Source organism: Bacillus sp. FSL W7-1085 (assembly GCF_038595035.1).
Taxonomy (GTDB): domain Bacteria; phylum Bacillota; class Bacilli; order Bacillales; family Bacillaceae; genus Bacillus; species Bacillus altitudinis.
The window spans coordinates 2,044,886-2,057,566 of the sequence record NZ_CP152000.1 but is presented as its reverse complement, the minus strand read 5'-3'; the positions used below and the strand labels follow the sequence as shown (position 1 = coordinate 2,057,566).

Annotated in this window: 12 protein-coding genes; 10 read left to right on the top strand and 2 right to left on the bottom strand. The window is 40.9% G+C overall.

Annotated features, from left to right (window positions below):
* Positions 1-127 precede the first annotated feature (127 nt).
* The 10 genes from panB (at position 128) to MKY11_RS10405 (ending at position 9,312) form a co-directional block, all read left to right on the top strand.
* Complete coding sequence (gene panB / locus MKY11_RS10450) at positions 128-967, top strand: 3-methyl-2-oxobutanoate hydroxymethyltransferase (RefSeq protein WP_041507030.1); 840 nt, start codon at positions 128-130, stop codon at positions 965-967.
* Positions 964-1,830 carry a pantoate--beta-alanine ligase gene (panC, locus tag MKY11_RS10445; RefSeq protein ID WP_061419470.1) on the top strand — a complete coding sequence of 289 codons (867 nt, stop codon included), beginning with the start codon at positions 964-966 and terminating at the stop codon, positions 1,828-1,830. Before panB ends, panC begins: the two co-directional genes overlap by 4 nt.
* Positions 1,823-2,206, top strand: a complete 384-nt coding sequence (panD, locus tag MKY11_RS10440; RefSeq protein ID WP_017359738.1) for an aspartate 1-decarboxylase — start codon at positions 1,823-1,825, stop codon at positions 2,204-2,206. Before panC ends, panD begins: the two co-directional genes overlap by 8 nt.
* A 115-nt stretch (positions 2,207-2,321) precedes the next feature.
* Positions 2,322-5,114 carry an ATP-dependent DNA helicase DinG gene (dinG, locus tag MKY11_RS10435; RefSeq protein WP_342501396.1) on the top strand — a complete coding sequence of 931 codons (2,793 nt, stop codon included), beginning with the start codon at positions 2,322-2,324 and terminating at the stop codon, positions 5,112-5,114.
* A gap of 132 nt (positions 5,115-5,246) precedes the next feature.
* Positions 5,247-5,417, top strand: a complete 171-nt coding sequence (locus tag MKY11_RS10430) for a YpmA family protein (protein ID WP_342501395.1) — start codon at positions 5,247-5,249, stop codon at positions 5,415-5,417.
* 12 nt (positions 5,418-5,429) lie between these two features.
* Positions 5,430-5,915 (top strand): cell wall elongation/penicillin-binding protein regulator TseB, encoded by a 486-nt coding sequence (tseB, locus tag MKY11_RS10425; protein WP_144665682.1) that lies wholly within the window; start codon positions 5,430-5,432, stop codon positions 5,913-5,915.
* A 116-nt stretch (positions 5,916-6,031) separates the two neighbouring features.
* Entirely contained in the window at positions 6,032-7,324 is a 1,293-nt protein-coding gene (gene asnS / locus MKY11_RS10420; RefSeq protein WP_024718525.1) for an asparagine--tRNA ligase, read from the top strand.
* A gap of 97 nt (positions 7,325-7,421) precedes the next feature.
* Positions 7,422-8,126, top strand: coding sequence for a DnaD domain-containing protein (locus tag MKY11_RS10415; RefSeq protein ID WP_342501394.1), 705 nt, complete (start codon positions 7,422-7,424; stop codon positions 8,124-8,126).
* 17 nt (positions 8,127-8,143) lie between these two features.
* The gene (gene nth, locus MKY11_RS10410; protein WP_008344602.1) at positions 8,144-8,806 is read left to right on the top strand and encodes an endonuclease III; all 663 of its coding nucleotides are present in this window, start codon (positions 8,144-8,146) and stop codon (positions 8,804-8,806) included.
* Positions 8,803-9,312, top strand: coding sequence for a YpoC family protein (locus MKY11_RS10405; protein WP_041507035.1), 510 nt, complete (start codon positions 8,803-8,805; stop codon positions 9,310-9,312). The genes nth and MKY11_RS10405 overlap by 4 nt, the downstream gene beginning before the upstream one ends.
* Before the next feature lie 36 nt (positions 9,313-9,348).
* Here MKY11_RS10405 and MKY11_RS10400 read toward each other — a convergent pair whose 3' ends face one another.
* On the bottom strand, positions 9,349-12,021 hold the full coding sequence (locus tag MKY11_RS10400; protein ID WP_035702944.1) for a PBP1A family penicillin-binding protein: 2,673 nt from the start codon (positions 12,019-12,021) through the stop codon (positions 9,349-9,351).
* Positions 12,022-12,040: 19 nt separating this feature from the next.
* Entirely contained in the window at positions 12,041-12,676 is a 636-nt protein-coding gene (gene recU / locus MKY11_RS10395; protein ID WP_342502107.1) for a Holliday junction resolvase RecU, read from the bottom strand.
* Positions 12,677-12,681 lie beyond the last annotated feature (5 nt).

Genomic DNA, 12,681 nt, shown 5'->3' with positions numbered 1-12,681 from the left:
GAAAAATTCGATAAATTTCTGCCTTGATCCTAAGGGACTTGGACAGAGGGATGATTCGTCTGCACATGAGAGATAAAAGCGTGTGAGATCAGACAAGCCATCTCCTCTCCAGAATGAGGAGGAACAAATGAAGACAAAGTTAGATTTTTTCAAAATGAAAGAACAAAACGAACCTATTGTGATGCTGACAGCATACGACTATCCAGCTGCAAAGCAAGCGGAAAAAGCGGAAGTCGACATGATCTTAGTTGGTGACTCACTTGGGATGGTTGTCCTTGGACTTGATTCCACAGTGCAAGTGACGATGGATGATATGATTCATCACACAAAAGCAGTCAAAAGAGGCGCAAAAGACACATTTGTTGTGACGGATATGCCATTTATGTCTTATCATTATTCATTAGAAGAAACGATGAAAAATGCAGCACGCATTATGCGAGAAAGCGGTGCTGATGCCTTAAAGCTTGAAGGTGGAGACGGAGTATTTGAATCCATCCAAGCACTTACAAGAGGCGGTATTCCTGTTGTAAGCCATTTAGGGCTCACCCCCCAATCAGTCGGTGTCCTTGGCGGCTATAAAGTGCAAGGAAAAGACAAAGAGAGTGCACAGAAATTGATTGAAGATAGTCTGAAATGTGAGGAAGCAGGCGCCATCGCTCTTGTGTTAGAATGTGTACCTGGTGAACTGACAAAACGGATTACTGACATGCTAAAGATTCCTGTGATCGGAATTGGGGCAGGGGCTGAAGCAGATGGACAAGTTCTCGTTTACCATGATGTGGTAGGGTACGGCGTGTCTAGAACACCTAAATTTGTGAAACAATACGCGCAAATCGATGCTGTATTAGAAGAAGCGCTCATACAATATACAAAAGAAGTAAAAGCACGCACATTCCCAGAGGATGCTCATACCTTTCATATGAAAGAAGAAGTCCTTGATGGTTTATATGGGGGGATCAAGGAATGAAGGTTGTCTCCCATATTCATGAACTAAAAGAAATGATCAAGCAGCATCAAAAGAAGCAGCATTCCATTGGATTTGTCCCTACAATGGGTTTCCTTCATGAAGGACATCTTACGCTTGCAAAAGAAGCAAGAGATCAAAATGACATCGTAGTGATGAGCATCTTTGTTAATCCATTGCAATTTGGACCGAATGAAGACTTTGAATCCTATCCAAGAGATATGGAAAGAGACCAGCGTCTTGCCGAAGAAACTGGAGTAGATATATTATTTACACCTGATGTGAAGGAAATGTACAAAGATGAGCCATCGATTACGATGACTGTCCAAAAGCGTACAGACGTCTTATGCGGGAAGAAACGCCCAGGACACTTCGACGGCGTTGTCACGGTGCTGACAAAGCTGTTTCACCTTGTCGCACCAACCAATGTATACTTTGGTCTAAAGGATGCACAGCAAGTCGCTGTTATCGATGCAATGATCAAGGATTTCTTTTTTGATCTTCACCTTGTGTCTGTTCCTACTGTTCGAGAAGAAGACGGTTTAGCGAAAAGTTCAAGGAACGTATATCTGTCTGAAACAGAAAGGCAAGAAGCACCTGCTTTATACCGGGCATTAAAAAAAGGACAGACAGCTGTAGAAAACGGTGAACATGATGTAAATCGTATTTATCAATTAGTGGAAGAGGAGATTCTTCAAACGAGTGGAGAAATCGATTATATTGACATTTACTCCTACCCAGAGCTTGAACCTCTTCAGCACTTAACGGGCCAAGTGATCATTGCCACTGCTGTGAAGTTCTCCCGGGCAAGACTGATAGATAATGTGATTTTCCATGTTCCTGAAAGCGGTGAAAAACATGTATAGAACTTTTATGACCTCGAAACTTCATAAAGCGACAGTGACTGAAGCAAACTTACACTATGTAGGTAGTATTACCATCGACGAAGATTTGCTTGATGCGGCAGGCATGATGGCAAATGAGAAAGTGCAAATTGTTAATAATCACAATGGTGCTAGACTTGAAACATATATCATCCCTGGAGAAAGAAAGAGCGGTGTCATTTGTTTAAATGGTGCGGCAGCAAGATTGGTTCAGCCAGGAGATGAAGTCATTATTATCGCTTATGGGATGTTGTCAGAGGAAGAAGCGAAATCGCACACACCTAAAGTGGTCGTGTTAAATAAACAAAATCAAATTGAACAAATGATTGGGCAAGAGCCTGCGAGAACGATTTTATAACGCACGCTCACATGGAAACAGAACAGTTTCATCATAAGGAAGCTGTTCTGTTTCAGCTATATTGCCCAGAGTGTGTTTCACTATGAGTGGAACGAGGAATTGAGGTGTCCATTTTATGACCGATCAAAGGTTTGTTGTCGTTGATATTGAAACCACCGGGAATTCACCAAAAAAAGGTGATAAAATCATTCAAATTGCTGCGGTGGTCATTGAAAATGGACAAATTGTCGAACGGTATTCAAAATATGTGAACCCAGGGAAAACGATTCCTGGATTTATTGAACAGCTGACAGGTATTAAGCAGCACATGGTTGATGACGCGGTGTTTTTTGAGGACATTGCCCAAGAGGTGTATGATCTCATACAGGGCGCTTATTTTGTTGCGCACAATGTTCATTTTGATTTGAACTTTTTAAACGATGAACTAAAAGCATGCGGGAAAAATGAGCTGGATGTGCTAGCGATTGATACGGTTGAAATTTCTAGAATTCTTTATCCTGAGCTTGAAGGTTATAAGCTAACTGAATTAAGCGAAGAGCTCATGCTTCCACATGACCACCCGCACAGGGCGGATAGTGATGCGGAAGTTACTGCCATGTTATTTTTAACCTTATTACATCAATTAAGGAATACACCGCCAAATGTGTTAAAACAGCTGCGCAGATTATCCTCTTATCTTCTAAGTGATATAGGACTTTTAATTAAGCAGCTTGAAACCAATCACTCTAGTCAGGATGATTCGCTTGTAGAAGTAGGATCTTTTGCTGTGAAAGATGTGACCAATCCTATCACTGAATCGACATATGCAGTAGGCGCTGACGATGAGCAACTGTTTGAGGAGATAAAAGAGAAACTTCCTCAAACATTAGAAGGCTATGAAGTAAGAGAAGGCCAGCTCACGATGATGAACAAAGTAAGAGATGCGTTCCATGAAAGAGCTTATGCGTTAATTGAAGCGGCGCCAGGAATCGGGAAAACACTCGCTTATCTTATACCAGCTGCTTTAGAAGCAAAGAAATCAGGAAAACCTGTCATTATCAGTACATATTCAATTTTACTGCAGCAGCAAATGCTTCAGCGCGATGTTCCGCTACTCAAGCAATTGCTCCCATTTGAGCCAGCCGCCTGTGTGTTTAAAGGGCGGGCACATTATATTTGTTTAGATAAGTTTGAGCATGTCCTGCATGAGGAAGATGATAACTATGATGTTGTCTTAACAAAAGCGCAAATTTTAATGTGGCTTCTTGTCACTGAAACAGGTGATTTGTCTGAACTGAATTTACCGTCAGGAGCTGCAAATATAAAAGACCGTATCTCTTGTGTGCACATGCCATTTACATCGAAAAAACGCCGTTTTAAAGAACATTGTTTTTATGAACGGGCTAAACGAAAGGCTCAAACCGCTGATTTAATTTTGACGAATCATCGTCTGCTTTTATCTCAAACGGAAGGAGCTTCTATCTTTCAACATGCAGATGTCTATGTGATTGATGAGGCCCACCAATTTGAAAAAACAGCCAATGAAACGCTAGGTGACAGTGCGTCTTATATCCAGCTTCATGCGAAATTAACGCAGCTTGGCTCTTTGCAAGGCGGGCTGCTTAAGAAATTGAAAAAGAGATTTCATGGGGCAGGTTTATCAACTGACACCTTTATTGAAATGGACGAGTATCTTCAGCAGCTTCAGATGGAAAGTGACGCATTTTTTAGTACCGTACATTCTTTTGTCAAAAGGACAAAACCAAAAGCGGACATCAATCGTCTCATTCATAGAGTCCGTCATCATTCAAAACATGCTCAGTGGGTCCGAATTAAAGAATCAGCGAGTAAGCTTTGTTCATTATTGATTGCTTGTGAGAAACTGTATGAGCAGCAAAAAAATGAGTTACTTCACAAAAGTGATCAGTTCATAGAACACTTTGCATTTGAAGCAGAAGAATACGATCAAGTGATGTCATTTATGCAGACATTCTGCAGTACGCTGTACCGGTTTATCTTTGAACCAAACAATGATGAAACAGTTTGGATTGAGATTGATGCAAAGGGTGCCAAGAATGCTGTCTTTATGCACGCGCAGCCGCTGGATACAGGGGAGCTGCTAGCTGATCGGTTCTTCATGAACAAAAAAAGCGTTGTCCTCACATCAGGGACGCTTACCATCAATCAACGCTTTGATTATTGCTTGGAACGTTTTGGCCTGCAAGATTTTTACCCACACCTTGTCCAAATTGATTCACCTTTTGAACTTGAAAAACAGCTTAAGGTCGTTGTACCTGCTGACATGCCGCCGATCACAAACCGTGATGAACGCGAATATGTGAAGCAAGCTGCAAAATATATTAAGATCATGGAAAAGCAGGATCAAGCGAAAATATTGGTGTTATTTAATTCACATGAGATGTTAAAAGCAGTGTATGAAGAGCTGAAATCAGAAGGTATGCAATCGGCCTTGTTTGCTCAAGGTTTGACAGGCGGGAGCCCTGTAAAATTGACAAAAATGTTCAAATTGGCTAAGCAGGCCATCTTGCTAGGAACAGGGAGTTTCTGGGAAGGTGTGGATTTTCCTGGCTCAGAGCTAACGACCGTCATTATGGCAAGGCTTCCTTTCCGACCGCCCGATTCACCGCTCATTGAAGCAAAATGCGAAGCGGCAAAAAAACAGGGGAAGAATCCGTTTAAAGCCGTCGCTCTCCCGGAAGCTGTGTTAACTTTTAAGCAAGGAGCAGGCCGCTTGCTGCGCTCGGAAAAAGACATCGGAACATTGCTGATTTTAGACCGCCGAGTGAAAACCGCTTCGTATGGAAAACTATTTTTAGAATCACTTCATCATGCGCCAGTTCACGAGATGTCCAAAGAGTCGCTTGAGGCGTATATAGAAAAGCTTAACAACGAAAAGCCGCTGTCATAAGCGGCCTTTCACTGGTGTGGGTTTGGAGTTAATTTATCGTAACGGCTTTTTATGTTCCGTTGTAAAAATAGTATCGGTTCTCACATTGAAAAGTATGACTAACAATATTTACGTACCGAGGAGGAATTAGAAGTGGAAAGTAAAATAGAGGTACTTTCAACTGTTCAAATTAAGTATTCAGAAGACCTATACAAAATCGTCGATTTGCTGAACAGAACGCTTAAAAGGGAAGATCTTATGTTTGGATTAGCATTAGATCAAGAAGATCAAAATCAAGCGATATTTACCATATATCGCACATAGGGGAAGCTTGACATGAAAAAAATAGTTTGGATTATTTCATCCATTGCTGCGCTCGTTTTACTCATTGGCATCATTAGCTTTTCGTGGATTTATCAAATTGCCATGGGACAAAAAGAAGAAGGTCATGAGGCAGCGATTGAACGAGCAAAAAAGCAAGCATCAATAGAACAAGTAGAGCAAGTGGATACCTTTGTTGGGAAAGAAAAGCAATTTATTGTGGAAGGTAAAAACAAACAAAACGAAGCGATCTATGTGTGGGTACCTGCCAGCAAAAAAGAAAAAGTCATTGCTAAAAAAGCAAAAGAAGGCATTACTTCAACCCAAGCAGTACAAGCCGTTCAAAAGGAGAACACCATTTCTAAGCTGAAAAATGTTCAATTAGCACGAGAAGGTGACGTCCTCCTTTGGGAAGTAACGTACTTAAATGAGAACGACCAATATAGTTTCAGCTATGTTGATTTTACGACAGGACGAGTGGAAAAAAATTTAACACCATAGTTTCTTCTGTCTTGCGTTGACCATGCTGATTTAGAACGGTTATAATAAAATGTATGAAAAAAGAATCACACCTATTTAACAAGGTGAGTTTCTTTCTGGCTTTGGAGGGAAATATGTTGAAAACAACTATTAATCAAGTGTTCAAACACGTCGATGAAGAAGTAACAATCGGCGCATGGATTGCCAATAAACGTTCAAGCGGGAAAATTGCATTCTTGCAGCTTCGCGACGGGACAGGCTTTATTCAAGGAGTCGTTGTAAAAGCAGAGGTGGAAGAGGAAGTCTTTAAGCTTGCGAAATCAGTGACACAAGAGACATCGGTCTATGTCACAGGACAAGTAACAAAAGACGAACGTTCACCACTTGGTTTTGAATTACAAGTGAAATCCATTGAAGTGATTCACGAAGCAACAGATTACCCAATTACACCAAAAGAACATGGAACAGAATTCTTAATGGATCACCGTCATTTATGGCTGCGTTCTAAAAAACAGCATGCCATTATGAAAATCCGTAACGAAATTATTCGTGCTACATATGAGTTTTTCCATCAAGAAGGCTTCGTGAAAGTGGATCCGCCAATCTTAACAGGAAGTGCTCCTGAAGGAACAACAGAGCTGTTTGCTACTAAATATTTTGATGAAGATGCGTACCTTTCTCAAAGTGGCCAGCTTTACATGGAAGCTGCTGCGATGGCACTCGGAAAAGTATTCTCATTCGGTCCAACATTTAGAGCAGAAAAATCGAAAACGAAACGTCATTTAATCGAGTTCTGGATGATCGAGCCTGAGATGGCATTTGTTGAATTCAATGAGAACCTTGAGTACCAAGAAAATTATGTGTCTCACGTTGTTCAAAGTGTACTTGAAAATTGTAAAGTAGAACTGCACACACTTGGCCGTGATACAGCAAAATTAGAAAACATCAAAGCACCATTCCCACGCATCACGTATGATGAAGCGATTAAATTCTTGCAGGATAAAGGATTTGATGACATCGAATGGGGAGATGATTTCGGTGCGCCGCATGAAACAGCGATCGCCGAAAGCTATGATAAACCAGTCTTTATCACTCATTACCCAACCTCATTAAAACCATTTTATATGCAGCCTGCACCAGACCGTGATGATGTCGTCCTTTGTGCAGATTTAATTGCGCCAGAAGGCTATGGAGAGATTATCGGCGGTTCTGAACGTGTTCATGATTTAGATCTGCTTGAAGCAAGACTAAAAGAACATGGGTTAGATCAAGAAACGTACAAATGGTACACAGAATTAAGACAGTATGGTTCTGTACCACATTCAGGTTTTGGTCTTGGACTTGAACGAACAGTTGCTTGGATTAGCGGAGCGCCGCATGTGCGTGAAACAATTCCATTCCCAAGATTATTAAACCGTTTATATCCTTAAGACGTGAAAGCCTCCAATATATGGAGGCTTTTTCAAACGTCTTAAGGGCAGCACGTATGAGAAAACGTGATATACTGAAAGTGAAGAGGTGTATCCGATGAAAAGGCAGCAATTTATAGATATGCAGAAAATGGGTTCGACCAGTTTGCCTAATTTGCTGATTGCCCATTATGAGCAATTAGGACTGAATGAATTACAAATGATGGTCATGTTAAAGATTAAAATGAATGAAGAACAAGGTGTCTTTTTTCAGACATTTGAAGAGCTTTCACATGGTATGACCATTTCGGCCGAAGAATGTGCTTATATGGTGCAGTATTTGATTCAAAAAGGGTTTATTTCGATCCAGCCGTTTGAAGACAGGTCTGGTATTCAGCATGACCGGTACTCGGTAGAACCCTTATGGGGTGTGCTGTATGACTTTTTAGAAGCAAAACAGGCGAAAGACCTGCAAAAAAATCATGTGCAGGCTGAAAAATCTTTATATGCGCTATTTGAAGATGAGTTTGGCAGACCACTTTCTCCTCTTGAAGGGGAAACACTCTCGATCTGGATGGACCAAGACCATCATGATGCTGAGATGATTCGTCTTGCTCTAAGAGAAGCCGTTTTATCCGGAAAATTAAATTTTCGCTATATCGATCGAATATTGTTTGAGTGGAAAAAGAAAGGGCTGAAAACAGCGGAAGAAGCGAAAGAGCATAGCCAGTATTTCCGTTCGCAGCAAAAAGCCCCACCTTCAAAAGAAGAAACATCTTCATATAAAAGACAAGTTCCTTTTTATAATTGGCTGGAACAATAACCAATAAAGGAGAAGGCATGTTATCAAAAAAACAAATCAATGAATGTTTAGATATTATAGGAGATATGTTTCCAGAGGCTGAGTGTGAGCTTGTTCATTCCAATCCATTTGAACTAGTGATTGCTGTCGCACTCTCAGCGCAATGTACAGATGTTCTAGTGAACAAAGTGACCAAACATCTATTTCAAAAATATAAAACACCAGAAGACTATTTAAGTGTGCCGCTTGAAGAGTTGCAGCAGGATATTCGTTCGATCGGTCTTTATCGTAATAAGGCAAAAAACATTCAAAAATTAAGCCAAATGCTGATTGAAGATTATGGCGGTGAAGTGCCAAGAGATCGAGATGAGCTAATCAAGCTCCCAGGGGTTGGACGGAAAACAGCAAATGTCGTTGTGTCTGTCGCTTTTGGAATTCCCGCCATTGCAGTAGATACACATGTCGAGCGCGTCAGCAAACGACTTGGGATTTGCCGCTGGAAGGATTCTGTTCTTGAGGTAGAGCAAACCTTAATGAAGAAGGTGCCAAAAGAGGATTGGTCCGTGACCCATCATCGTCTCATCTTTTTCGGCAGATATCACTGTAAGGCGCAGCGGCCACAGTGTGAATCTTGTCCACTTCTTGATATGTGCAGAGAAGGGCAGAAGAGGCTGAAAAAAGGGCTGGTGAAGCTGGCATGAGCGGAGCAGCTGTTTTCACCTCATATGTCGAAAAGCTAAAAGAGAAAAAGGTAGAGATAAGCGGCGAAAAAAAGGATATATTAAGAATCAATCCACTCGCATTTGATCTATCTTCAGAACCTTTACTAGATGAGCAACCGTGGGAGAAAACGGAAGAATTTGTTCCTTTGATGTTTGATCTGTGGAATGAATTAAAAGACAACATGCTTCCTCGCTTTCAAACGAGAAAATCTCGGTGTGAAGAGGATGATATGCTGCAAGGCATTGTCAGTATGATTGCAATGTTTTACTGGATCAAAGGAGAGAAGCTTCAAACCGTTGATTGGGAGCAAATTAAACAACAGACGTTTCCAGTAGCCCCCATTAACTGGACAGAACGATTAGAGTTTATTTTGCTTAAACCTACTCAATATCATTGCTTTATTCAATTGGACGAGTTATACACAGAGCTCAAAAAGCAGTATGGAAAATACGAAGCACTCAGAAAGTTAAAACAAAATCGTTAAAAAAGCACTTGCCACATAGGGCAAGTGCTTTTTTTGTTATTCGTCTTCTTTGCGAGAAGTAGAATTTGACTGAGTATTTGAGCTTTGAGAATTGGCTTTCTCGTCGTCTTTCTTTTTATCTTTATTGGCATCGCTCTGTGAGTTGCTGTTTCCATTTGTACTGTCTGAGCCATCACCATTTTCGGTATTTCCGCCTTGATCTTTTTTATCATCAGGCTTCTGCTCATCAGTGCCACCTTGGTTTTGATTATCATCTGTTTGATCTGTTTGCTCATCATCAGGTTGCTGTGGCTCTTCTTCTTCTTTGTTCTCATCATCTGCTTTTTCTTCCTCTTCTTCGTCATCTTTAATGGTGAGGAAGGTAGAAGCAGCTTTACTTGTGACATCGTCTACAGTCGCTGTCACTTGGAATTTATAGGTGGAACCTGGCTTCACATCAGAGATGACGGCTTCTTTAGAAGAGCTGTTTTGAATGTCTTTATAGCCTCCATCATCGACCGCTTGCTTCACATTAAATGTTGCATCTGCATCGTCATCATAACCCCAAGTGAGTGTAATCGATTTTTTCTCTTCATCATACACCGCTTTTAAGTCAGATGGTTTGTCAGCTTCTTTCTTTTCATATGTGTCAGAAACTTTTGTTGGGACAGTTCCTTTGACGAAGTATTCCGTTGTCTTCTTATCACTTGGTGTGTTTGGTCCAGCTAACTTCGCTGGATCTGATCCTTTTTCAACCGTTGCTTCAACGACACTGTCTGGCTTTTCAAATGAGCCGCTTCCATCATCAATTTGAGAAATTAATTTCTGGAAGACAACTTTGGCAACACGTTGTTCATAATCCGTGAGCCACATTTTGCCGTCTGCATCTTTTGAGTTGCCGATTCCGGTCCACACAGCTGCTGTGTATTGCGGCGTGTAACCGACAAACCATGAATCTTTCGCCCCGCCAGAAGGGATGTTGTATTTATTAATATCATCTTGTGTAAAGTTGGTTGTACCTGTTTTACCAGCTACTTGAACATTCGGTACTTGTGCGAGTGTACCTGTTCCAGATTGTACAGCAGTTTTCAGCATATCTGTGATCATAAATGCAGTGTAATCACTCATGGCTGCTTTAGAGTCTGGTGTTAAGTCAAGCTTCGTCCCGTCATTAAATTCAACAGACGTTACGGCATGCGGTTCATTATAGTATCCGTTGTTACCGAATGCACTAAATGCACCAGCCATTTTAAGAGATGAGACACCTTCGTCAAATCCGCCGATTGAGTAAGACTCAGGAATGTCAGAAGGTAAGTCCAAACCTAAGTTATTGGCGAATTGAACAGCATTGTCTGTACCAGCTTCTTGGAAAGCTTTTAAAGCAGGGATGTTTCGTGATTGTGCCAAAGCACTTCTCATCGACATTTTCCCTAAGTGTCTTCTGTCAAAGTTGTTAATTGGTGTACCGTTAGAGTACGTATAAGGCGCATCATCAATTTGCTGATATGTTGACCATTTTTTGTTTTCAATTACAGGGCCGTAATCTAAAATTGGTTTAATTGTAGATCCCGGCTGGCGTTTTGCATCAGTGGCATAGTTAAAGCCGCCGGCTGGCACATCACGACCACCACCAATGGCACGAATTTCACCATTTTTTGTATCCAGCAGGGTGACTCCAGCTTGCATACCTTTCGTAAATCCGGCTGAATCCCCATTGATGATGTCATCCAGATGATCCTGAGCTTTTCGATCAAGAGAAGTATAGATTTTTAATCCATCTGTTGATACATCTACTTTGGCTTTTTTCTGTACTTCTTCCATGACTTCTTCAATATAAGCAGAGTACTTACTTGAGTTTTGACTCTTATATTTATCAGCTGAAACAACTGTTTTGCTGACAGGTGTTGCTTTTGCTTCCTCATACTCTTTCTCTGAAATATAGCCTTGTTTTTTCATTAGCCCTAAAACGATATTACGGCGTTTTTCCGCTGCCTCTGGATGTTTCACTGGGTTATAGGCAGATGGACTTTGCGGCATACCTGCAAGTGTGGCAGCCTGTGCAACAGTTAGTTTATTTAAATCTGTCACTCCGAAAAATTGTTCAGCTGCTTTCCCAACACCATAAGCATAAGGAGAGAAGAAAATACGGTTTAAATACATTTCTAAAATTTCATCTTTAGAGTATTTTTGCTCAAGCTGAATCGAGAGCCATACTTCCTGTACTTTACGTTTTAACGTCTTTTGATTGTTAAGCAGGGAGTTCTTCACAACCTGCTGTGTAATCGTACTTCCACCTTCTGCTCCAAAACCGTCCTCGACGTTTGCGACAAGAGCACCGCCAATACGGATAGGATCAATCCCGTGGTGTTTATAAAAACGTGCATCTTCAGTTGCAATAAACGCGTCTTTTACCACGTCGGGTATATCTTTAATCGAGACATACGTTCTTTTTTCCGCCCCGACTTCTGCAAAGACTTTTTTGTCTTTATCGTAAAGTTTTGAAGAATACGGCGTTTTTAGCTTGCTATCATCAATAGAAGGAGCGCTTGATGCAAAAACGGCAAAAGTTGTGATTCCGGCTACTAAACAAAGAAGACCGATCACGAGTAAAGATAAAAATATTTTTTTAAATAGACCTGCTTTCTTTTTGCCTTTTTTGTTCTTTTGCTTCTTATTGTTTTCTTGACTTGCTTTACGTCGCTGTTCACGACTTGTAAATTGATCAGACATCACATCTCAACCTTTCGTGTTAAACCTTTTTCGAACGTAAATGTTGCTTCCTGTCATCCGAAAAATGAAGTGTCTCCACTACTTTAATATAATCAATTCTTGGCGAATATCCAAGTGTCATGAGGTGACCTGCTTCCATTAATTCATCTTTGCTAATGGATTTACGGCCGTTTTGCTGCTGCCGCTCCCAAAAGAAGAAGAGGTCAGTAGCGGACAAATAATAAACGGAACCAAATGCGGATATAATAACAAAACAAATACCGCCTTGCTTTTCAACCTGTTTCATATGCTCAATTTGATGGTCGTGGAAATTTTTGAGCGGAAACGAGGTGGTGCTTTTGGTTTCCTTTGCTTCAAAATCGATATAGCGTCCTTTGTATACCCCGTTGTAGTCTGTTGTGGAGGATTGTTTAAAATAGGCTTCTTTAATGACAGCAGCGCTTCTTTTTGGATAATCCACATTGACAATTTGAACAGGGGTAGGCTTTTTATGAATGACTGCGATCCCGTTGACCAAATAGTACTGGTTCGTTTCATTTAAGTCAGCTTCAAGCGTCATCCCGCGGTTACTATAAGATGATTCGCCGCTGCTTCTTTTTTTTGTCCCAATTTGTTGAATGGGCTGATACGATTTTCCGTTAGGATACCGAATCATCAAGT